The 20,128-nt window shown below is 67.7% G+C and carries 21 protein-coding genes; 5 read left to right on the forward strand and 16 right to left on the reverse strand.

All coding sequences use genetic code 11. The annotated features are described in order from the left end of the window. Positions 1-187 precede the first annotated feature (187 nt). From ABL844_RS20310 to ABL844_RS20340, 7 genes are all read right to left on the reverse strand, one after another. Positions 188-2,374, reverse strand: coding sequence for a LamG-like jellyroll fold domain-containing protein (locus ABL844_RS20310; RefSeq protein WP_418116951.1), 2,187 nt, complete (start codon positions 2,372-2,374; stop codon positions 188-190). 89 nt (positions 2,375-2,463) lie between these two features. Continuing rightward, positions 2,464-3,645, reverse strand: a complete 1,182-nt coding sequence (locus tag ABL844_RS20315) for an MFS transporter (protein WP_418128704.1) — start codon at positions 3,643-3,645, stop codon at positions 2,464-2,466. Between the two features lie 17 nt (positions 3,646-3,662). Then, complete coding sequence (aroC, locus tag ABL844_RS20320) at positions 3,663-4,781, reverse strand: chorismate synthase (protein WP_418116953.1); 1,119 nt, start codon at positions 4,779-4,781, stop codon at positions 3,663-3,665. A gap of 32 nt (positions 4,782-4,813) precedes the next feature. Next, on the reverse strand, positions 4,814-4,999 hold the full coding sequence (locus ABL844_RS20325) for a hypothetical protein (RefSeq protein WP_126021843.1): 186 nt from the start codon (positions 4,997-4,999) through the stop codon (positions 4,814-4,816). Positions 5,000-5,048: 49 nt separating this feature from the next. Continuing rightward, positions 5,049-6,623, reverse strand: a complete 1,575-nt coding sequence (locus ABL844_RS20330; RefSeq protein WP_418128706.1) for an MFS transporter — start codon at positions 6,621-6,623, stop codon at positions 5,049-5,051. A 20-nt stretch (positions 6,624-6,643) separates the two neighbouring features. Further along, positions 6,644-7,105, reverse strand: a complete 462-nt coding sequence (locus ABL844_RS20335) for an SRPBCC family protein (protein WP_418128707.1) — start codon at positions 7,103-7,105, stop codon at positions 6,644-6,646. Further along, the gene (locus ABL844_RS20340) at positions 6,994-7,452 is read right to left on the reverse strand and encodes an ArsR/SmtB family transcription factor (RefSeq protein WP_418128709.1); all 459 of its coding nucleotides are present in this window, start codon (positions 7,450-7,452) and stop codon (positions 6,994-6,996) included. Before ABL844_RS20340 ends, ABL844_RS20335 begins: the two co-directional genes overlap by 112 nt. A 102-nt stretch (positions 7,453-7,554) precedes the next feature. Between ABL844_RS20340 and pip the strand changes: the two genes are divergently transcribed. From pip to ABL844_RS20355, 3 genes are all read left to right on the forward strand, one after another. Next, positions 7,555-8,508, forward strand: coding sequence for a prolyl aminopeptidase (pip, locus tag ABL844_RS20345; protein ID WP_418128710.1), 954 nt, complete (start codon positions 7,555-7,557; stop codon positions 8,506-8,508). A 79-nt stretch (positions 8,509-8,587) separates the two neighbouring features. After that, positions 8,588-9,010, forward strand: a complete 423-nt coding sequence (locus ABL844_RS20350) for a cupin domain-containing protein (RefSeq protein ID WP_093201273.1) — start codon at positions 8,588-8,590, stop codon at positions 9,008-9,010. Positions 9,011-9,098: 88 nt separating this feature from the next. Continuing rightward, positions 9,099-10,031: a DUF2167 domain-containing protein gene (locus tag ABL844_RS20355; RefSeq protein WP_418128711.1), complete on the forward strand. Its 933-nt coding sequence runs from the start codon at positions 9,099-9,101 to the stop codon at positions 10,029-10,031. Positions 10,032-10,043: 12 nt separating this feature from the next. Here the strand turns inward: ABL844_RS20355 and ABL844_RS20360 are convergent, their stop codons facing one another. From ABL844_RS20360 to ABL844_RS20385, 6 genes are read right to left on the reverse strand one after another with little or no spacing between them, the layout of a single operon-like run. Then, positions 10,044-10,832 carry an enoyl-CoA hydratase/isomerase family protein gene (locus tag ABL844_RS20360; RefSeq protein ID WP_418128712.1) on the reverse strand — a complete coding sequence of 263 codons (789 nt, stop codon included), beginning with the start codon at positions 10,830-10,832 and terminating at the stop codon, positions 10,044-10,046. Positions 10,833-10,834: 2 nt separating this feature from the next. Beyond that, positions 10,835-11,665 carry an SDR family NAD(P)-dependent oxidoreductase gene (locus ABL844_RS20365; protein WP_418128714.1) on the reverse strand — a complete coding sequence of 277 codons (831 nt, stop codon included), beginning with the start codon at positions 11,663-11,665 and terminating at the stop codon, positions 10,835-10,837. 28 nt (positions 11,666-11,693) lie between these two features. Then, complete coding sequence (locus ABL844_RS20370) at positions 11,694-12,113, reverse strand: MaoC family dehydratase (protein ID WP_369661700.1); 420 nt, start codon at positions 12,111-12,113, stop codon at positions 11,694-11,696. A gap of 17 nt (positions 12,114-12,130) precedes the next feature. Further along, the gene (locus ABL844_RS20375; protein WP_184636781.1) at positions 12,131-12,571 is read right to left on the reverse strand and encodes a MaoC family dehydratase N-terminal domain-containing protein; all 441 of its coding nucleotides are present in this window, start codon (positions 12,569-12,571) and stop codon (positions 12,131-12,133) included. Between the two features lie 15 nt (positions 12,572-12,586). After that, a complete protein-coding gene (locus ABL844_RS20380; RefSeq protein WP_418128715.1) occupies positions 12,587-13,771 on the reverse strand; it encodes a lipid-transfer protein in 1,185 nt (394 codons plus the stop codon). A 45-nt stretch (positions 13,772-13,816) separates the two neighbouring features. Beyond that, positions 13,817-15,376, reverse strand: coding sequence for a long-chain-fatty-acid--CoA ligase (locus ABL844_RS20385; protein ID WP_418128716.1), 1,560 nt, complete (start codon positions 15,374-15,376; stop codon positions 13,817-13,819). Positions 15,377-15,486: 110 nt separating this feature from the next. Here ABL844_RS20385 and ABL844_RS20390 point away from each other — a divergent pair, with 110 nt between their 5' ends. Then, the gene (locus tag ABL844_RS20390; RefSeq protein ID WP_418128717.1) at positions 15,487-16,512 is read left to right on the forward strand and encodes an AraC family transcriptional regulator; all 1,026 of its coding nucleotides are present in this window, start codon (positions 15,487-15,489) and stop codon (positions 16,510-16,512) included. 49 nt (positions 16,513-16,561) lie between these two features. Then, positions 16,562-17,143 (forward strand): GbsR/MarR family transcriptional regulator, encoded by a 582-nt coding sequence (locus tag ABL844_RS20395; RefSeq protein ID WP_184636773.1) that lies wholly within the window; start codon positions 16,562-16,564, stop codon positions 17,141-17,143. A gap of 22 nt (positions 17,144-17,165) precedes the next feature. Here the strand turns inward: ABL844_RS20395 and cydX are convergent, their stop codons facing one another. Genes cydX through ABL844_RS20410 form a run of 3 tightly spaced genes read right to left on the reverse strand, consistent with a single transcriptional unit; the run spans position 17,166 to position 20,109 of the window. Next, complete coding sequence (cydX, locus tag ABL844_RS20400) at positions 17,166-17,315, reverse strand: cytochrome bd-I oxidase subunit CydX (RefSeq protein WP_093201312.1); 150 nt, start codon at positions 17,313-17,315, stop codon at positions 17,166-17,168. Between the two features lie 23 nt (positions 17,316-17,338). Next, on the reverse strand, positions 17,339-18,493 hold the full coding sequence (gene cydB / locus ABL844_RS20405) for a cytochrome d ubiquinol oxidase subunit II (protein ID WP_418128718.1): 1,155 nt from the start codon (positions 18,491-18,493) through the stop codon (positions 17,339-17,341). Then, on the reverse strand, positions 18,490-20,109 hold the full coding sequence (locus ABL844_RS20410; protein WP_418128719.1) for a cytochrome ubiquinol oxidase subunit I: 1,620 nt from the start codon (positions 20,107-20,109) through the stop codon (positions 18,490-18,492). Before ABL844_RS20410 ends, cydB begins: the two co-directional genes overlap by 4 nt. Between the last annotated feature and the right edge of the window lie 19 nt (positions 20,110-20,128).

Genomic DNA, 20,128 nt, shown 5'->3' on the forward strand with positions numbered 1-20,128 from the left:
CCGGCGAATCTCAACGAATACGACTACGCGAACACCGGGCGATCGCTGCGGAAGCGGGCTTCGGAGTACTTTGCGATGTTCGAGAAGGAGAACGGCAAGGGTGCCGTGAAGGCGGACCGGCAGGAAGAAATAGGAGAAAGCAGCCTCCCCGCATCACTCACTGATCGCGGGAAGGCCGGAGCTCTGCTTATGCCGGCTTGCGTGCCGTGAGCCACTGGGCAGGGGTCAGTGCTGCTGCCACGACGCGGACTTCGCCGATGTTGCCGAAGAAGCCATCGGCGCGCGCGCCGTCCCACGAGCCGCCGCCCACGACCCATGGCGAGGTGGCCGAAAGCGTGGCAAGGCCCGGAATGGCGGACGCATTGCGCAGCACCGGGGCTCCTTCCACGTACATGGTGGTGTCGTGCGACACGGGATCGTTCACGATCGCGATGTGCACCCAGCGGTCGGCAATGACCTCGCCCGACCAGTTGGCCTTGGGCGACCGGGTACCGGCAGGGCTCGGAGTTACTTCCCATTGCACTTCGCGCAGGCTCGAGATGGCGAACAGCATCGGAGGCGATTCGGGGTCTCCGCCCGAATAGCCGGCCAGGTCGCCGCGCTTGCCGTCGCGCGTCATGATGTTCATCCACGCCTGGTTGGCGCTGGTCCAACTCTTGTCGATCTTGATGAATGCTTCGATGGTGTAGCCGTTCTCCAGCGTCTGCGCGTTGATCGGCGCCGCAGCATCGGTAAGGAAATAGCTCAGGCGAGGCGTGTTCTTGTTGGTATTCAGGAAACGTACCGACCCCGGCGCGGCCGAGAGGTAGTGACGGTCGTCCGTCCACACGATGTCGCCATCTGTCGCACCGACGACGCCACCCTGATTCAGCGCATCGCGGTGCAGCGGATTGCTGCCCGCGACGTCGGCGATGACCGTGCCCGGCAGCACCGGCTGGTTGGCCGTGCCGCCGAAGAAACGCCAGTGCGCCAGCGTGTTCGCGACCTTGGGGTAGTCGTCCGAATTCGTGGCCGGCCGCTGCACGAGCGTCGCCGGTTCCTTGTAGTTCGCAAGGATCATCGCGCGGGCCTTGTCCACCAGCGAGCCTTCGATGGTGGCGCTGCCGGCACCGAAGCTCTTGTTGAAGCCCGAGAAGCGCTGGGCGAAATCCATGTCGATGGTGAAGGCCTCGTTGGCAGTGGTGAGCACCGCCTGGTCGAAGCTGTTGAGCGTGGCCGCCGGCTTCTGCGGAACCCACGGCGAGAACGACAGCACCTTGATCTTCTTGTTGGTCAGGTCGAACTCGTACAGGCGCATGAGGCCGTTGCCGCCCTGGTAGGCCATCTGGTAGTCGACCACCATCTCCTCGACCTTGCGGCCGAAGTCGTTGATCTTCGTGAGGTGCGCGGCGCCATGGTGGTGGCCGTTGAGCGTCATGAAGATCTGGTCGTTGTCGCGGATCAGCTTCTCCCACAGCATCTTGCCGTAGTCGGTTTCGAGCGGGCTCGTGCCATCGGGCGCGATGTTGAGCAACTGGTGGTTCACCAGGATCACCGGCAGCGTCGGGTTCTTCCTGATCACCTGGCGGGCCCATGCAATGCCGGCATCGGAAATGCGCCACGACAGCGACAGCACCATGAACTTCTGGCCCTGGGCTTCGAACACGTGGTACTCGTGGAAGCCGCTGGTGTCGCGCTCGCCGAAGGTGGCCTGCTTCTTCGCGCGCTCGGTGCCGAACCACTGGATGTAGGGTTCGTTGGCAGGGGTGCGGTCCTTGTCGGTGCCGCCGACTGAATCGACGCTGTAGTCGACGTCCCTCAGCACGTCGTGGTTGCCGGCCAGCACGCTGTAGGGCAGCTTCGCATCTTCAAGGATCTTCATGGCTGCATCGGCCACCTTCCACTGGTCGGGCTTGCCGACCTGGTCGACCACGTCGCCGAGGTGGATGGTGAAAGGTATGTTCAGTCCCTTGGCGTTGTCGGCGATCCACTTCGTCTGCGCTGCGAAAGGAGCGCTGCCGAAGCGCTTGTTGTACTGGTCGCTTTCGGCCGCCGTGGCATAGCGCGCATAGAACTGCGTGTCGGGCATCACAGCGATCGAGAAGCTCGAGATCTTGGCGGCTGCCGCGGGCGGAGCGGGCGTTGCCGCCGGCGCGGGCGCCGGTGCAGGCGTCGAAGCCGGGAATGGACCGAGAGCCGGCCCGTCGCCTCCACCGCCGCCGCATGCCGCGAGCAAGGCGCCGCTGCTGCCGACCGTCAGAAGCGAAGCCCCGAGCTTCAGCACCTGGCGGCGCGGCGGCGTGTTGTTGTCGTTGTTCTGTTCTGAGGCGTTCGATGCGGCAGGAGCAAGGAGACGCGGCGTGCGTGCGCCGCGCGAGTCGTCTGAAACGGACATGAGAAATCAGGAGAAAAGATTACGGAGCGCGCAGCGTAAAAATCCGCGGTGACGTGGGCATGTAAGGCCCATGACACTTTGTCGGGAGATCAGGAGGTCCTGACCGCGCGCTCCATCCGATCCAACTTCATCACCCGCCACGCACACACACTGCCAAGCGCCGCCAGCAAGGCCGCAGCTGTAAACATCGTGCGATATCCAAACGCCTGCGCGACAGCACCACCGAGCAGAACACCCAGCACGCCACCGAAGCCATAGCCGATAACCGTGAACAGCGCCTGCCCTCGCCCGCGCAGATGGCCGGGGAATCGGCGCGAGACCACCGCGATGCAGGTCGTGTGGTGCGCCGCGAAGCTCAGCGCGTGAAGCCACTGCGCCACGACGAGCGCCGCGATCCAACCGCCCAGGCCCGCAGTCAACCCGAGCCGCGCGACGGCCGCGATGCCGCACACCAGCATCCAGCGCGGCATCGGCATCAGGCCGATGAGCCTGCCCTGCAGGAAGAACCACACGATCTCCGCCACCACCGACAGCGCCCACAGCAGGCCGATGGTGCTCTTTCCGTAGCCGATCGAATCGAGGTACAGCGAGAAGAACGCGTACACCGAGAAGTGCGACATCACCTGGAAGAAGAGCGACGCGAAGAACCACTGCACCGAGCGGTTGCGCAGCACAGGTCCGATGGGCTCCTTCACCGTGCCGTGCGCGGCCGGAGGCTCGCGCACGTCGGGCAGCTTCATCGTCGCGATCAGCACGATGGCCAAGGTGCCCGCCGCCCATGCCGGAAAGTGCTTCATGCCGAAGCGGTCGAACCACTCCCCCGCCACGAACACCGTGAGCAGGAAACCGGCCGAGCCGCACAGCCGGATGCGGCCGTAGCGCCCCCAGTCGCCGGCCACCAGTTGCGCCATAGCGGCCTCGGTGAGCGACATCATCGAACTGGTGTGGGTGAACATCACGAGCAGCACCAGCGCGAGCCACCATGCACCGCCGTGCCACCAGAGACCGAAGGAGCTGGCCAGCGCCACCGCCGCACTGAAGCGCAGCAGCTTCACGCGCTGCCCGGTGTGGTCGCTGAGCGCGCCCCATGCATAGGGCGCGAACACGCGCGTGATCGACTGCACCGAAGCCAGCAGGCTGATGGTGAAGATCGGCAGCCCCAGGTCCTTCAGCCAGAGCGGCAGGTAGGGGTTGAAGAAACCGATGTGCGCGAAATAGCTGGCCGACAGGCCAGCGAATGCCAGCAGGTGGCCGCGCCTGGCGGCGGCCACTGGTGGCGGTTCCGACACTAGAGGAAGGACGCCTGCGGCGACGCGGCTTCTGTCTTGCTGCCCTGGGGCCCCTGTGGCACATCACCGCACTGCGCGCGGTTGCGCAGCACGTGCTCGATCACCACCAGCGCCAGCATCGCCTCGGCGATGGGCGTGGCGCGGATGCCCACGCACGGGTCGTGACGGCCCTTGGTGACGACCTCGACGGGGTTGTTGTGGATGTCGATCGACTGGCGCGGGCTGATGATCGAGCTGGTGGGCTTGATCGCGATGCTCACGTCCAGGTCCTGCCCCGAGCTGATGCCGCCGAGGATGCCACCCGCGTTGTTGGTGACGAAGCCCGTGGGCGTGATCGAGTCGCCGTGCGTGGTGCCGCGCTGGGTGACGCTGTCGAAGCCGGCGCCGATTTCCACCGCCTTCACCGCGTTGATGCCCATCATCGCGTAGGCGATCTCGGCGTCGAGCTTGTCGAAGAGCGGCTCGCCCAGGCCCACCGGGACGTTCGAGGCGGTCACGCGGATGCGCGCGCCGCACGAATCGCCGGCCTTGCGCAGGCGGTCCATGTAGTCCTCCAGCGCGCTCACGTCGGCGATGGGGGCGAAGAAGGGGTTGTTGGGTACGTGGTCCCAGCTCTCGAAGGGAATGGCGATCTCGCCGATCTGCGTCATGCAGCCGCGGAACACCATGCCGTACTTCTCGGCCAGCCATTTCTTGGCGACCGCGCCGGCAGCGACCATGGGCGCGGTCAGCCGTGCCGAGGAACGCCCGCCGCCGCGAGGATCGCGGATGCCGTACTTCTTCCAGTAGGTGAAGTCGGCGTGGCCCGGACGGAACTGCTGGGCGATCTGGCCGTAGTCCTTGCTGCGCTGGTCGGTGTTCTGGATCAGCAGCGCGATGGGGGTGCCGGTGGTCTTGCCTTCGTACACGCCCGAGAGGATCTGCACGGCGTCGGGCTCGTTGCGCTGGGTGACGTGGCGGCTGGTACCGGGGCGGCGGCGGTCCAGGTCGCCCTGGATGTCAGCTTCGCTGAGTTCCATGCCCGGGGGGCATCCGTCGATGACGCAGCCGATGGCCGGGCCATGCGACTCGCCGAAATTGGTGACCGCGAAAAGAGTTCCGAAGGTGTTGCCGCTCATGGCTGGGATTATCCCGCCAAAGCGCTCCCCTCTCAGTCGGTCGTGCTTTCGAGCCGTTTGGACAGGGCGGCCACCTGCAGCTCGATGGCGAAGAGCCGCTCGTTCAGCACCGCCGTCTGGAGCCGGATCGCCTCGATGAGGGCCTTGGTCTGCGGGTCGGGGGCCTTGTCGCCCAGTTCGGCCAGGTCGTGCAGCTTCTTGCGCAGTTCGTTGCTCATGGAAGGGGCTCCGGTGGTCGCGTCGTGGAAGCCCCAGTATGGGGTTTCATCAGCGCTCCGGCAATGCGGCGGCACTCGGGGAATCCACGGGGAGCGCCTGCCCGGCGCCACCCGCCCCGCGCAGCCGGATCGCCACCAGCCCGGCCACGAACAGCAGCACCGCCGCACAGACGCCGGCCGTGAGCCGCATACCGCGCATCAGGGCATCGCGGCCCGCGTCGAGCAGTTCAACGCCCGCACTGCCGCCGATCTGCCCGGCCAGCGCAACGGCGCCGCCCAGCGTGCTGCGGGCGGCCTCGACCTCCGAAACGCCCGCCAGACCCGCGGGCACGGCATCGGCCATGGTGCCGCGGTAGATCGCGGCGCCGATGGCTCCCAGGATCGCGATCCCCAGCGCCCCGCCGAATTCGGAGCTGGTCTCGGAGATCGCAGAGGCCACGCCCGCGCGCTCCGCCGGAGCACTGCCCACCACCAGGTCGGTTGCCAGCGTGAACACCGGCGCCAGCCCGAGCGAGGAGACGACCGCGCTACACACCATCCAGGCCAGCCCGCCCTGCGCGGGCAGCACGGCCAGCATGCCGAAGCCCAGCGCCGCCACCGCCAGCCCGCCGCCCATCACGAAGGCCGGGCGCATGCGCCGCACCAGCGCCGGAACGACCATGGAGCCGACGATGAAAGCGCCCGCCCCCGGCATGCTCCAGAGGCCGGCATGCAGGGGCGAAAGACCAAGCACCAGCTGCAGGTACTGGGCGTTGTAGAGGAAGATGCCGAACATCACGAAGCAGGCCAGCATGTAGGCGCCGAGCGAGACGGTGAAGGCCGGCAGGCGGAACAGGCCCAGGTCGATCATCGGGTCGGCCAGCCGCTGCTGCCGGCGCACGAACACCCATCCCAGGGCCAGGCCCAGCGCGATAGACAGCGCAGGCACCACGTCCGGCCCATGCTCGGCGATCTGCTTGACGCCGTAGATCACCGGCAGCACCGCGCCCAGCGAGAGCGCCACGCTGGCAAGGTCGAGCCGGGCCGCGTCGGGGTCGCGGTATTCGGGCAGCAGCAAGGGCCCGAGCACCAGCAGCAGCACCATCACCGGCACGCCGATCAGGAACACCGAGCCCCACGGGAAGAACTGCAGCAGCACGCCGCCGAGCACCGGGCCGATGACGGCGCCGGCCGAGTAGCTCGAGATCCACACGCCGATGGCGATGGTGCGCTGCCCCGGATCGAGGAACATGTTGCGGATCAGCGAGAGCGTGGACGGCGCCAGCGTCGCGCCCGCCACGCCGAGCAGCGCCCGCGTGGCGATGAGCATGCTGGCGCTGGTCGAGAAGGCCGCGAGCACCGAGGCGACGCCGAACGCCGCCGCGCCGATCAGCAGCAGGCGCCGCCGGCCGATGCGGTCGCCCAGCGTGCCCATGGTGACCAGCAGCCCGGCCACGAAGAAGCCGTAGATGTCGACGATCCACAGCAGCTGCGAGGCCGTGGGCTTGAGCTCTTCGCTGATCGATGGGATCGCGAGGTTCAGCACCGTGAGGTCCATCGAATAGAGCATGCAGGGCAGCGCTATGACGGCGAGGCCGGTCCACTCGCGCATCGTGGCGCGGGCCGGCGGCGGGGTGTTCTTCATTCGTTACGTGGCGAAAGGTCTCAGGCGGCGAGGTTCAGCCAAGCCTCCAGCTTGACGAGCGCACCGGTCCAGCCGTGGTTGTGGGCGTCGCGCGCGGCTTCGTCGAAGAACTGTTCGTGCAGCAGCACCAGTTCGCAGCCCTCGGCATCAGGCTCGATGCGCAGCGTGACGCGCGACTGTCGCTCCGGCGTGCTGCGCCAGGCCCAGCTGAAGACCAGCTTGCGGTTCGGAACAACCTCGAGATACGTGCCGCTCACGTCGTGCGTCTCGCCGTCATTGGCGAGCATGGCGACCCGGAAGCGGCCGCCCACGCGCAGGTCGACCTCGGCGATCGGCACCGAGACGATTTCCTCTGGGCCGAACCAGAGCTTCAGCGCTTGCGGGTCGGTCCACGCGCGCCAGACCTTGTCGGGCGAGACGCGGAAGTGCCGCCTGAGGGTGAGCGAGGGGCGCTCTGCGCCGCCGGCGGAAGGGTTCTCCATTCGGTCTCCTCCTGGTGATAGAGAAAGCGCGCCAGTGCATCGAGACGCCCGGCCCAGAACTTCTCGTAGCGAGACAACCACACGGCGGCCTCCTGCATGGGCCGGGGCGAGAGTTCGCAGCGCACGACGCGGCCCTCCTTCGTGCGGGAGATCAGGCCGGCGTCTTCCAGCACGCGCAGGTGCTTCATGAAACCGGTGAGGGACATGTCGTGCGGCTCGGCCAGTTCGGTCACGCTGAGGCTGCGTTCGCCAAGGGCTTCGAGCACGGCGCGCCGCGTGGAATCGGAGAGCGCGGCGAAGACTGCGTCGAGCGCATCGCTGTCGGGTCGGGTTGCTGACTGAACCATGCGGTTGAGTATCTGGAAGGCCCCCGGTGCCGTCAAGCCACTTCACGTCATGCGACGATGCGCAGCGATCAAGCCCATCCAGCACCGACAGAGGAAGCCCCAATGACCGAACTGCGCCAGCCCTATCCCCCCATCGCGCCCTACGAAAGCGGCATGCTCGACGTGGGCGACGGCCACCAGATCTACTACGAGCGCTGCGGCACTCCCGGGGCCAAGCCGGCGGTGTTCCTGCATGGCGGTCCCGGCGGCGGCATCTCGCCGGAGCACCGGCGCCTGTTCGATCCGGCACGCTACGACCTGACGCTGTTCGATCAGCGCGGCTGCGGCCGCTCGCTGCCGCACGCCGGCCTGGAGGCCAACACGACCTGGCACCTTGTCGCCGACATCGAGCGCCTGCGCGAACGCGCCGGCGTCGACAAGTGGCTGGTGTTCGGCGGCTCATGGGGTTCGACGCTCGCCCTCGCCTACGCCCAGAAGCATCCCGAGCACGTGAGCGAACTGGTGCTGCGCGGCATCTACACCGTGACCCGCTCGGAGCTCCAGTGGTACTACCAGTTCGGCGTGTCGGAAATGTTCCCCGACAAGTGGGAGAAGTTCCAGGCGCCCATTCCCGAAGCCGAGCGCGGCGACATGATCGGCGCCTACCGCAAGCGGCTCACCGGCGACGACCCGGTGGCACGCATCGAGGCGGCGCGCGCCTGGAGCGTGTGGGAGGCCGAGACCATCACCCTGCTGCCCAGCCCGGCGATTGCCGCGGCACATGGCGAAGATCATTTCGCGCTCGCCTTCGCACGGCTGGAAAACCACTACTTCGTGCACGACGCCTGGCTGGAACAAGGCCAGCTGCTGCGCGAGGCGCACCGGCTGCACGGCATTCCCGGCGTGATCGTGCACGGCCGGTACGACATGCCCTGCCCCGCGCGCTATGCCTGGGCGCTGCACAAGGCCTGGCCGGAGGCGGAATTCCACCTGATCGAGGGCGCGGGGCACGCCTATTCGGAGCCCGGCATCCTCGACCGGCTGCTGCGCGCAACCGACGGCTTCGCAAGCCGCTGAATCGCGCGCGGCGGGTCCGTCCCGGGAACGCTTTATGCGTGTTGCACCGCAACACCCACCACCTGCGAAGGAGCGCCCCATGCTGGACCGTACCGCCACCCAGTTCTCCCATGTGAAGCCCGGCGACACCGAATTCGTATCGGGTGGTTTGCGTGACTTCTTCCTCTACCGCGACCTGGGCGTGGCGGAGGCCACCAACGGCAAGGTGATCGCGCATCTGGTCAAGGCCAACATGGCACCGGAAACGGGCACCGGCTGGCACCGCCATGAGGCGGACTTCCAGATCGTGATCATGGTCAAGGGCTGGGCCCGCTTCATGTACGAGGACAAGGAAACGCTGGTCGAGGCCGGCGACGTGGTGCACCAGCGCCCGGGCATCCGCCACTTCCTGTTCGACTACTCGCCCGACATGGAATACCTGGAAATCGTCTCGCCGGCGGACTTCAAGAGCGTCGATGTGGAACCGGTGTGCGAGGTGCCGGCGCCGACGCCCTGGAAGTAGCAGCTTCGCGCTCCACGACCCGCCACATTCCGCACAGCCCCTAAACTCCCTCGGCTCACCAGACTGATAACAACCGAGGAGAGAGAACTTGCGTATTCAAACCACCCGCCTGACGGCCGGCGTGCTGCTCGCGTGCGCCGCTTTCGTGGCGCAGACCAGCCAAGCCGCATCGCCGACCACCACCCCGTCCGCTCCATCAACTCAGGCATCGACGGCCAGTTCGCTGGAAGCCGAACAGGACGCCGCATTCAAGGCCGCCAAGGCCGTGCAGAAGGTCGGCCCCGTCGACATCACACTGCGCGACCAGGCCCACCTCCACCTGCCCGCGGGCTACGTGTGGGTGCCGACGCCCGCCGCCGCGCAGCTCATGCGCAGCATGGGCAACCGCACCGACGACACCTTCATCGGCGCGATCTTCCCCGCCGACGACGCCGACTGGATGGCGGTGGTGAAGTTCGTGAAGGAGGGCTACATCAAGGACGACGACGCCAAGGACTGGAACGCCGACGACCTGCTCAAGAGCCTGAAGGAAGGCACCGAGGCCGCGAACGAGGAACGCGCCAAGCGCGGCATTCCTTCGATCGAGGTGACGGGCTGGGCACAGAAGCCGCAGTACGACGCCTCCTCTCACCGCCTCGTGTGGTCGGCCCTGTCGAAGCGCAAGGGCACCACCGACGGCAACCAGGGCGTCAACTACAACACCTACGCGCTGGGCCGCGAGGGCTACCTGAGCCTGAACCTCATCACCAACGCGAAGGACCTGGACAAGTACAAGCCCGACGCGAGCAAGCTCCTCGGCGCGATCCAGTACGACGACGGCAAGAAGTACGCCGACTTCAACTCGTCCACGGACAAGGTCGCCGCCTACGGCCTGGCCGCGCTGGTGGCCGGCGCGGCGGTGAAGAAGCTGGGCCTGTTCGCGATCATCGCGGCCTTCCTCGCCAAGTTCGCGAAGCTGGCGGTGGTGGCCGGCGGCGCGGCGCTCTGGGGCATCGCGAAGCTGTTCAAGCGCAACGGCTGACGGCCGTGGCGTTCAGCTTCTCTTGAACCTGGGCGCTCGCTTCTCCACGAAGGCGGCCACGCCCTCGCGCGCATCGGCGCTGGCTGCACGCTCGCGCAGCAGCCTGTGCTCCAGCGCAAGGTGCTGCTCGAAGGGCCGGCCGGGCGCGCCGGCGCAGAGCTGCTTGATGCCGGCGAAAGATTCGCCCGCACCATCCGCGAGCCGGGCCACCAACGCTTCGGCGGCAGCCGCGAGTTCGTCGTCCGGATGCAGCGCATCGACCGCGCCCCACGCAAGGCAGCGCTGGCTGTCGATGGAGTCGCTGAGCATCAGCAGCTGCTGTGCACGCACTGGCCCCACACGGCGCGCAAGGAAGTACGACGCGCCCGCATCCGGCGAAAGCCCGATGGCCGCATAGCCCGTACGCAGCTTCATCGATTCCGCGGCGAGCACGAAGTCGCCGCACAGCGCCAGCCCCACGCCCGCGCCGCCGACGGATCCGTTCACTGCGACGACCAGCGGCGCGGGGTTGTTCGACAGTCGCAGCAGCGCCGGGTGCAACCGGTCCAGGATCTCGTCGACCAGCGACGGCAGCGCTTCGCCCGCCGCCACGAACTCGTCGATGTCTCCACCGGCGCAGAACACGCGGCCTTCTCCGGTCAGCAGGATGACGCGCGGCTTGCCCGCCAGCACTTCGTCGATGGCCCGCACCAGCGCGTGGCCGCTGCGAACCCCGATCGCGTTGACGCGCTCCGGCCGCTTCAGCACGATGCGGCCGATGCCCGCCTCCACACCCCAGGCGATGCCTTCGGCGGTCTGCATGCTCAGATGCCCGTCAGGCCGCCGCTGCACATCAGCGTCTGGCCGCTCACATAGTCCGACTCGGGCGCGCAAAGGAGGTACACGGCGCCGGCCGCCTCCTCGGGCGTGCCGCCGCGCCCCAGCGGAATCGACTGCTCCACCATCGCCAGCAGCCCCGGGTTGATGCCGACCTTGATCTCTCGGCCCTCGATGTTCGCGGTGGACGCCTCGGCGGTGCTGGCCGTCAGCCGCGTCTGGATGAAGCCGAAGGCCACGCAATTGACCGTCACGTTCATGCGGCCCCACTCCTTGGCCAGCGTCTGCGTGAGGCCGACGATGCCCGCCTTGCCCGCCGCGTAGTTCGCCTGCCCCGCATTGCCGAACAGCCCCGCCACCGACGAGATGTTGACCACCTTGCGCACCACGCGCCGGCCCGCCTCGGTCTCGGCCTTCGACAGCGCGCGGATCACCGGCTGCGCCGCGCGCAGGATGCGGAACGGCGCGGTCAGGTGCACGTCGATCATGGCGTACCACTGCTCGTCGGTCATCTTCTGCACCACGCTGTCCCATGTGTAGCCGGCGTTGTTGACGATGATGTCGAGCCCCTTGAACTCGCTCACCGCCGTGCCGACGAAGCGCTCCGCGAAATCGGGCGCGGCCACGCTGCCGGTGCATGCCACGGCCTGGCCGCCGGCCGCACGTATTTCCTGCACTGTTTCTTCCGCCGGCTGGGCGTCGAGATCGTTGACGACGATGCGCGCGCCTTCCGACGCGAGCTTGAGCGCGATGGCCCGGCCGATGCCGCGGCCCGAACCGGTGATGAGGGCGACCTTGCCGTCGAGCTTGGGTGTCATGTCTGCGTTCTTTCCTTGTCGTGTTGATTCAGCGCAGCGCGATGAGCGCCTCGCCGGCGATGCGCGTCTGCCCGTATTGATTGGCGCTGTGCACTTCCACGCGCACGCAGCGCTCGCCTTCGTGCTCCAGCTTCTCGACCACACGGCCGCCGCAGCGCACCGCGTGCCCCAGGTGGGTGATGCCCTGGAAGCGCACGTCGAAGCGGCGCAACTGCGACTGCGGCGCCCACTGCGTGAGCAGCCTGCCCAGCCAGGCCATGCCCAGCATGCCCTGCGCGAACACGTCGGGCATGCCGGACTTGCGCGCGAAGTCGGTGTCGATGTGGATGGGGTTGTGGTCGCCGGACGCGCCCGCGAACAGTGCGAGCGTGGTGCGGTTCACGGGCGGCAGCTGCAGCGCGGGCAGCTCGTCGCCGACGTTCACGGCGTCGTAGGTCGGTTCGGTCATCGGTGCGGGCTCCTTCGTCAATGGCGGCAGACGATCACCGAGCGCAGCTCGGCCACCAGCTCGTCGCGCTGATTGGTGGCGCGCGATGTCTTGACGACGAATTCGAGCGCGCCGTTCTTCTTGTCGTAGATGTCGGTGATGGTGGAACGCACCGTAACGGTGTCGCCCACGCAGGCCGGCCGGTGGTAGCTGAAGCCCTGCTCGCCGTGCAGCAGCTTCGACAGCGGAATGCCCAGGCCGGCCAGCAGCCGGTCGGAGGCGCCCGAGTCCAGCTCGGCCGCGAACAGGAAGGTCGGCGGCGCGGGCAGGTCGGGGTAGCCGGCGTCGCGCGCGGCGGCGGCATCGGTGTAGACGGGGTCGGTCTCGCCGATGGCCTTGGCGAAGAACTGCAGCCGGCTTCGCTCGATGGGCAGCACCGATGCTGGCAGTTCGTGGCCGATCCACTTCCTATCGATCATCTGGCAGCCCTTCTCTCAGACGCGCTCGTAGAGCGTGACCACGCAGGCGCCGCCCAGCCCGAGGTTGTGCTGCAGCGCGAGCCGCGCGCCCTCCACCTGCCGCTTTTCTGCCGTGCCGCGAAGCTGCTGGACCAGCTCGGTGCACTGCGCCAGCCCCGTCGCGCCCAGCGGGTGTCCCTTCGACAGCAGCCCGCCCGACGGGTTGGTGACGACCTTGCCGCCATAGGTGTTGTCGCCGTCCACCACGAACTTCTCCGCGCCGCCCACCGGGCACAGGCCCAGCGCCTCGTAGCTCAGCAGCTCGTTGTGCGCGAAGCAGTCGTGCAGTTCGACCACGTCGACGTCCTGCGGCCCGACGCCTGCCGCGTCGTACACCTTCTGCGCGGCTTCCTGCGCCATGCTGAAGCCGACCACCTCGCGCATGTCGCGGCTCTCGAAGGTGATGGGGCGGTCGGTGGTCATGGCCTGTGCCTTGATGCGCACGCTGCGGTCCAGCCCGTGGCGTTCGGCGAAACGGGGAGAACAGACGATGGCCGCCGCCGCACCGCAGGTGGGCGGGCAGGCCATCAGGCGCGTCATCACGCCGGGCCACATGACGGGCGCGGCCATCACCTCTTCTTCGGTGACGACGGTGCGGAACAGCGCCACTGGGTTGTTCGCCGCGTGGCGGCTGGCCTTGGCGCGGATCTTCGCGAAGGTCGACATCTGCGTGCCGTACTGCTGCATGTGCGCGAGCCCGGCGCCGCCGAAGTAGCGCAGCGCGAGCGGCACCTGCTCGTTGCCGACCAGCTCGTCGGTGATGTTCTCGAAGTGGTCGAAGGGGCTGGGCCGGTCGTTGAACACCGCGCCGAGCGCGCCGGGGCTCATGTGCTCGAAGCCCAACGCCAGCACGCAGTCGGCCGCGCCGCTGGCCACCGCCTGGCGCGCGAGGAACAAAGCCGTCGAGCCGGTCGAGCAGTTGTTGTTGACGTTGACGACCGGAATGCCCGTCATGCCCACTTCGTAGAGAGCGCGCTGGCCGGCAGTGGAGTCGCCGTACACGTAGCCCACGTAGGCTTGCTGCACCAATTCGTAGCCGATGCCGGCGTCCTTCAGAGCTGTGTTCGTGGCCTGTGCGGCCATCTGGGGATAGGGCTGGTTCGCGCCCGGCTTGGTGAACGGGATCATGCCGACCCCGACCACGTGAACGTCTTGACTCATGAAAGGCTCCTTGTCTGGAAGTTCGAAAAGAAAGGTAGAGCGGGCTCAGGCCACGCTGCGCTGGCGGCCCTGCCAGAAGGGCTCGCGCAGCTTGGTCTTGAGCACCTTGCCTGCGCCCGAGAGCGGCAGCGCATCGACGACGGCCACGCTGCGCGGGCACTTGTAGCCGGCGATCAGCGTCTTGCAGTGGGCGATCAGCTCCTCGGGCTGCATGCCCTGCCCCGGCTTGAGCACCAGCACGGCATGCACCGCCTCGCCCCACTCTTCGCTGGGAATGCCGATGACGGCACAGGCAGCCACCGCGGGATGCTGGTTGATGGCGTTCTCGACCTCGGCCGAGTAGACGTTCTCGCCGCCGCTGATGATCATGTCCTTCATGCGGTCGACCACGAAGATGAAGCCGTCGTCGTCCATGTAGGCGCCGTCGCCGGTGTGCATCCAGCCGTCGCGCAGCGCGGCCGCCGTCTGCTCCGGCTTGTTCCAGTAGCCCTGCATCACGTTGGGCCCGCGCACCACCACCTCGCCGACGGTGCCGCGCGGCACCTCCTTGTCGTCGGCATCGACCACGCGCACTTCCATGCACACGCTGGCGCGACCCGCCGAGCGCAGCTTGCCGCGCTTGCGGCCCTCCGCCGTGTGGAAGTAGGCCGGGTTGAGCGTCGCAATGGGCGAGAGTTCGGTCATGCCGTAGGCCTGCACGAAGCCCACGCCCGGGAACGCCTCCATCGCGCGGTTGAGCACCGCCTCGGAGATCGGCGAGGCGCCGTAGGTGATGTTCTTCAGGCTGCTCAGGTCGCGCGGCTGTCGCATCGCGGGGTGGTCCACCAGCATCTGGATCATGGTGGGCACCAGCAGCAGGCTGGTCACGCGGTCGCGCTCGATGGTGTCGAGCACGCCCTCGGGCGTGAACATGGGAATGATGGCGTGCGTGTTGCCCGTGAACCAGTGCGGCGTGGCCAGCCCCATGTCGGCCAGGTGGAACATGGGCGCGGCATGCAGGTAGCAGCCGTCGGCCGGTGCCAGCCCTTCCGCCTGCGCAGCGAGCGCCGAGCTGCAGATGTTGGTGTGGCTCAGCATCACGCCCTTGGGAAAGCCGGTGGTGCCGCCGGTGTAGAAGATGCCGGCCAGGTCCTCGCCGCGGCGCACGGCGTCGGGCACCGGGGCCGCCGCGTCGATCAGGCCCTCGTAGCTGTGCATGCCGGCGGGCACGGGCCCGTCGCCGCAGTAGACGACCTCGCGCAGGCTCTTCGACTGGCCGCGCATCTGCTCGACGACCGCGCGGAAGGTCTCGTCGACCAGCAGGATGCCCGAGCCCGAGTCTTCCAGCGAATACAGGATCTCGGCGGCCGACCAGCGGATGTTGCAGGGGTTGAGCACGCCGCCGCCCCAGGGCACGGCCATCTGGTATTCCAGGTAGCGGTCGGAGTTGAGCGACAGCATGGCGACGCGGTCTCCCGCCTGCATGCCCAGCCGCTGCAGCGCGCCGGCCAGGCGGGCGACGCGTTCGGCAAAGTCGCGGAATGTCCGGGCACGGCCGGCGAAACGCACGGCGATGGCGTCGGGGCGCTGCTGCACGGCCCGGTGAAGGCCCTGGGTCAGGTACATGGGTTTGTCTCCGTCTCGTTCTTGTGCAGACGCATGGTAGAAATCCGGCCGCCGCCCGGCGATTGCACTTCGCTTCGATCGCATGGCAGAAAAGGTCAATCGACACAGACATGCTGCAGCCGCCCGTCACCATCCCGATCGCCTTCGTCCTCGGCATGCTGTCGGGCATCCGTGCGCGGCCCGGCGAGGCGCTGGTGGACGTGGAAAAGGCGCTGGAAGACGCGGGCATCGCCCCGGCACTCCTCGACGAGGCCGCAGCCCGCGTCACGGCCGAGCAGTACGTGGCCCTCTTCGCGCTGCTGATGGAGCGCCTGGACGACGAGGCGCTGGGTTTTCTCACGCGGCGCCTGCGCTGCGGCAGCTTCGCGCTGATGACGCGCTCCACCCTGGGCGCGCGCACCTTCGAGGTGGCGCTGCGCCGCGTGGCCCGCACATTCGACCTGCTCCAGGACGACCTCTCGCTGGTGCTGCTGCACGACGGCCCCCTCGCGGGCTTCGGGCTGCGGCTGAACATCCAGCCGCCCAAGCACCAGAACTTTTTGCACGAGCTGATGCTGCGGGTGTACTGGCGGCTCTTCGCCTGGCTGCACGGCGGCCGGCTGCAGGCTCGCCGCTTCGACTTCGGCTTCGAGCCGCCGCCCTATGCCGACGGCTACGCCAAGGTGTTCCCGGGCCCGCTGCAGTTCGGCCAGCCCCTGTCGGCCGTATGGTTCGACGCCGCCGCGCTCGACACGCCGGTACACCGCGACGCGCAGGAGATCCAGGCCTTCCTGGCGGCCTCTCCGGCCAACGTGATCCTGCCCCGGCTGGCCGAGCAGGCAGTGAGCGCAAAGGTGCGCGCGGTGCTGCAGCAGCACCGCCCGGCATGGGCCGACCTCGCCACCACCGCGGGCGTGCTGCACATGTCGGTCAGCACGCTGCAGCGGCACCTGGCGACCGAGGGCGCTTCGTTCCAGGCACTGAAGGACCAGCTGCGGCGCGACCTCGCCATCGTGCGGCTCAACACCAGCACCGTGCCCCTCGCGGCGCTGGCCGACGAGCTGGGCTTTGCCGACAGCGCGGCCTTCCAACGGGCCTTCAAGGCATGGACCGGCGGCGCGCCGGGCTCGTACAGGCGACGCCAGCAGGCCGACTGAGTTTTCAGGACTTTCCGGAATTACAGCCATCCGCGCGACAATCCCGCGCATGGCCAACTCTTCCGATCTCCCGCCCCTCAACCGCCAGTTCGTCGCCCATTTCGGCGAAATGGGCAGCAAGTGGGGCATCAACCGCACAGTCGGGCAGATCTACGCGCTGATCTTTCTCTCGGAGCGCGCACTCAACGCCGACGAGATCGCCGAACTGCTCGAGTTCTCGCGCTCCAACGTCAGCATGGGCCTGAAGGAACTGCAGGCATGGCGGCTGGTGCACCTGCGGCATCACCCCGGCGACCGGCGCGAATACTTCGAGGCACCTTCCGACGTGTGGGAAATCTTCCGCGTGCTGGCCGAGGAGCGCCGCCGCCGCGAGATCGAACCCACGCTCTCGATGCTGCGCAACGCGCTGCTCGAATCGCCCCGCAGCGACGCCGAACGTCACGCGCAGGAGCGCATGCGCGAGATGCACGACCTCATCGACAGGCTGATGAAATGGTTCGACGACGTGCAGCGGCTCGCGCCCGAGACCGCCATGAAGCTCATGGGCATGGGCGCGACGGTGACGAAGGTGCTGACGCTGAAAGACCGCATCACCGGCGGCGCGGCGTCGAAAAAGAAGGCTGCCGAGTAAGCCGGCCGCCCTCTTCCGGGGGCTACAGCCGCTCCTGCCCCGATGACGGCTCGGGCGTCCCGAGCTTGGCCTTTCGGACGGCCTCGTCGTCCATCAGCTCGTACCACATGGCGTTGAGCACGGCGAATGCGGCCGCCAGCGGCAGGCCGAGAATCCAGGCGAAGTACCACATCTTCGATTTCCTCCTTTGATTGGTCAGTAGGCGTGACCGCTCTCGTCGCGGATGGCCTGCTCGTCGACCTTGCCCCACAGCACGCGGTAGACCCAGCTCGTGTAGGCCACGATCAGCGGAATGAAGACGGCCGTGACCACCAGCATGATGAACAGCGTGAGGTGGCTCGAGGACGAGTCCCATACCGTGAGGCTGGCGCGCGGATCGATGGACGACGGCAGGATGAACGGGAACATCGAGGCGCCCACGCTGAGGATGATGCCGGCGATGCCCAGCGCCGCCGTCAGCAGCGCGAGCACCGGGCGGCGCAGCGCGAGGCCGAGCAGCGCACCGAGCGCGCCGACGAAGCCGGCCACGGGCACGGCCAGCGTCCATGGGTGCGTCGCGTAGTTGGCCGTCCATGCGCCCGCATGCAGCTCGACAGTCTTGAGCAGCGGGTTCGAAGGCCCCGTCGCGTCGATCACGCTGCTGATGCGAAAGCCGCCGATGCTCGTGGCCAGCAGCACGCCGGCCAGCGCGTAGAGCACCACGGTGAGCACGGCGGCAACCATGCCGTAGCTGCGCGCACGCTCGGCCACCGGCCCGGCGGTCTTCAGCAACAGCCACGCGGCGCCGTGCATCACCAGCATCGCCACGGACACCAGCCCGCACAGGATGGCGAACGGATTCAGCAGGCCGAAGAAGCTGCCGTCGTAGAAGATGTGCATGTCGGAGTTGAAGCGGAACGGCACGCCCTGCAGCACGTTGCCCACGGCCACGCCGCAGATCAGCGCGGGCACGAAGCCGCTGAAGAACAGCACCCAGTCCCAGCGCGCGCGCCACTGCGCAGACTCGCGCTTGCTGCGGAACTTGAAGGCCACGGGCCGCAGGATCAGCGCCGTGAGGATCACGAACATCGCCAGGTAGAAGCCCGAGAAGGAAACGGCATAGAGCTGCGGCCATGCCGCGAAGATCGCGCCGCCGCCCAGGATCAGCCAGACCTGGTTGCCCTCCCAGACCGGGCCGACGCTGTTGATGACGACGCGGCGCTCGATGTCGTTGCGCGCGGCGAAGGGCAGCAGCATGCCGCTGCCCAGGTCGAAGCCGTCGGTGACGGCGAAGCCCACCAGCAGCACGCCGATCAGCAGCCACCAGATGAAGCGCAGGGTGTCGTAGTCGAGAAGTGTGTGAAGGATCATGCTGCGCTCCCGGTGGAAGGCGTTGCGATGGCCGCGCCCGCGTGGGCCGGCGGAATGTGCGAGAGCGTGTCGCCCTCGTCGGGCGCGTGCTCGGCCTGCGGCCCCTTGCGGATGGCCTTGAGCATGAGCTTCATCTCGATGACGAGCAGCGCGGTGTAGATCGCGATGAAGCCCGCCAGCGTGAGCAGCAGCGTCTTCACGCCGAGGTTCGACACGGCCACCGCGGTCGGCAGAACGCCCTCGATCACCCACGGCTGGCGCCCGAACTCCGCCACCAGCCAGCCCGACTCGATGGCGATCCACGGCAGCGGGATCGCGAACACGGCGAGCTTCAGCAGCCAGCGGTGGCTGTCGAGCCTGCGGCGCGCGGAGAGCACGAAGAAGGTGCCGGTCAGAACGATCAGCAGCACGCCGATGCCCACCATCACGCGGAACAGCCAGAAGAGCGGCGCCACCTGCGGCACGGTGTCCCACGCGGCCTTGGCGATCTGCTCGTCTGTGGCCTGGCGCGGGTCGTCCACGTAGCGCTTGAGCAGCAGCGCGTAGCCCATGTTGATGCCGTTGTCCTCGAAGTCGCCGCGCACGCCCTGCGTCACCTTGTCGGTGCCGCCGGCCTCGCGGATCTTCTGCAGCGCGTCGTAGGCCTTGATGCCTTCGCGGATGCACACCTCCGCGCGCTTCACCAGTTCGTCGATGCCGGGCATGACGGTGTCGAGCGAACGCGTGCCGATGAGGCCCATCACGCCAGGAATGTGGATCGCGTAGTGCGTCTCGCGAGCCTCCTGGTCGGGGAAGCCGACCACGGTGAAGGCGGCGGGCGCGGTCTGCGTCTCCCACATGGCCTCGATGGCGGCCAGCTTCATCTTCTGGTGCTCGCCCGAGAGATAGCCGCTCTCGTCGCCGAGCACCGCCACGGAGAGCGCTGCGGCCAGGCCGAACGAGGCCGCGACCGTCATCGAGCGCTTGGCGAGTTCGAGGTGACGCCCCTTGAGCACGTACCACGCAGAAACGCCGAGCACGAACACCGCCGCGCACGCATAGCCCGCCGACACGGTATGGACGAACTTGGCCTGCGCGACCGGGTTGGTCAGCACGGCGGCGAAGTCGGTCACTTCCATGCGCATGGTCTGCGGGTTGAAGGCCGCGCCCACGGGGTTCTGCATCCAGCCGTTGGCGATGAGGATCCACAGCGCCGAGAAATTGGAGCCGATGGCCACGGCCCAGGTGGCGATCAGGTGGCCGACCTTGGAGAGCTTGTCCCAGCCGAAGAAGAACAGGCCGACGAAGGTGGCCTCCATGAAGAAGGCCATCAGCCCCTCGATGGCCAGCGGCGCGCCGAAGATGTCGCCGACGTAGTGGCTGTAGTAGCTCCAGTTCATGCCGAACTGGAACTCCATCACGATGCCGGTGGCGACGCCCATCGCGAAGTTGATGCCGAAGAGCACGCCCCAGAACTTCGTTATGTCGCGCCAGATCACGCGGCCGGTCATGACGTAGACCGTCTCCATGATGGCGATGATGATCGAGAGTCCGAGCGTCAACGGCACGAACAGGAAGTGGTACAGCGCCGTGACGGCGAACTGCAGGCGCGATAGCGCGACGATGTCGAGGTCCATGGGGGTTCTTCCTTTGTGT

It is taken from the genome of Variovorax sp. 278MFTsu5.1, from assembly GCF_048305045.1.
GTDB classification, from domain to species: Bacteria; Pseudomonadota; Gammaproteobacteria; order Burkholderiales; family Burkholderiaceae_C; genus Variovorax; species Variovorax guangxiensis.

What these genes read in the sequence shown, in the direction of transcription:
- ABL844_RS20385 (WP_418128716.1), bottom strand. Translation starts at nt 15,376, where the DNA reads ATGTACCTGACCCAGGGCCTTCACCGGGCCGTGCAGCAGCGCCCCGAC.
- ABL844_RS20340 (WP_418128709.1), bottom strand. Translation starts at nt 7,452, where the DNA reads ATGGTTCAGTCAGCAACCCGACCCGACAGCGATGCGCTCGACGCAGTC.
- ABL844_RS20325 (WP_126021843.1), bottom strand. Translation starts at nt 4,999, where the DNA reads ATGAGCAACGAACTGCGCAAGAAGCTGCACGACCTGGCCGAACTGGGC.
- cydX (WP_093201312.1), bottom strand. Translation starts at nt 17,315, where the DNA reads ATGTGGTACTTCGCCTGGATTCTCGGCCTGCCGCTGGCGGCCGCATTC.
- ABL844_RS20395 (WP_184636773.1), top strand. Translation starts at nt 16,562, where the DNA reads ATGGCCAACTCTTCCGATCTCCCGCCCCTCAACCGCCAGTTCGTCGCC.
- ABL844_RS20390 (WP_418128717.1), top strand. Translation starts at nt 15,487, where the DNA reads ATGCTGCAGCCGCCCGTCACCATCCCGATCGCCTTCGTCCTCGGCATG.
- cydB (WP_418128718.1), bottom strand. Translation starts at nt 18,493, where the DNA reads ATGATCCTTCACACACTTCTCGACTACGACACCCTGCGCTTCATCTGG.
- ABL844_RS20360 (WP_418128712.1), bottom strand. Translation starts at nt 10,832, where the DNA reads ATGCAGACCGCCGAAGGCATCGCCTGGGGTGTGGAGGCGGGCATCGGC.
- ABL844_RS20350 (WP_093201273.1), top strand. Translation starts at nt 8,588, where the DNA reads ATGCTGGACCGTACCGCCACCCAGTTCTCCCATGTGAAGCCCGGCGAC.
- ABL844_RS20370 (WP_369661700.1), bottom strand. Translation starts at nt 12,113, where the DNA reads ATGACCGAACCGACCTACGACGCCGTGAACGTCGGCGACGAGCTGCCC.
- ABL844_RS20375 (WP_184636781.1), bottom strand. Translation starts at nt 12,571, where the DNA reads ATGATCGATAGGAAGTGGATCGGCCACGAACTGCCAGCATCGGTGCTG.
- ABL844_RS20380 (WP_418128715.1), bottom strand. Translation starts at nt 13,771, where the DNA reads ATGAGTCAAGACGTTCACGTGGTCGGGGTCGGCATGATCCCGTTCACC.
- ABL844_RS20310 (WP_418116951.1), bottom strand. Translation starts at nt 2,374, where the DNA reads ATGTCCGTTTCAGACGACTCGCGCGGCGCACGCACGCCGCGTCTCCTT.
- pip (WP_418128710.1), top strand. Translation starts at nt 7,555, where the DNA reads ATGACCGAACTGCGCCAGCCCTATCCCCCCATCGCGCCCTACGAAAGC.
- ABL844_RS20335 (WP_418128707.1), bottom strand. Translation starts at nt 7,105, where the DNA reads ATGGAGAACCCTTCCGCCGGCGGCGCAGAGCGCCCCTCGCTCACCCTC.
- ABL844_RS20365 (WP_418128714.1), bottom strand. Translation starts at nt 11,665, where the DNA reads ATGACACCCAAGCTCGACGGCAAGGTCGCCCTCATCACCGGTTCGGGC.
- ABL844_RS20330 (WP_418128706.1), bottom strand. Translation starts at nt 6,623, where the DNA reads ATGAAGAACACCCCGCCGCCGGCCCGCGCCACGATGCGCGAGTGGACC.
- aroC (WP_418116953.1), bottom strand. Translation starts at nt 4,781, where the DNA reads ATGAGCGGCAACACCTTCGGAACTCTTTTCGCGGTCACCAATTTCGGC.
- ABL844_RS20410 (WP_418128719.1), bottom strand. Translation starts at nt 20,109, where the DNA reads ATGGACCTCGACATCGTCGCGCTATCGCGCCTGCAGTTCGCCGTCACG.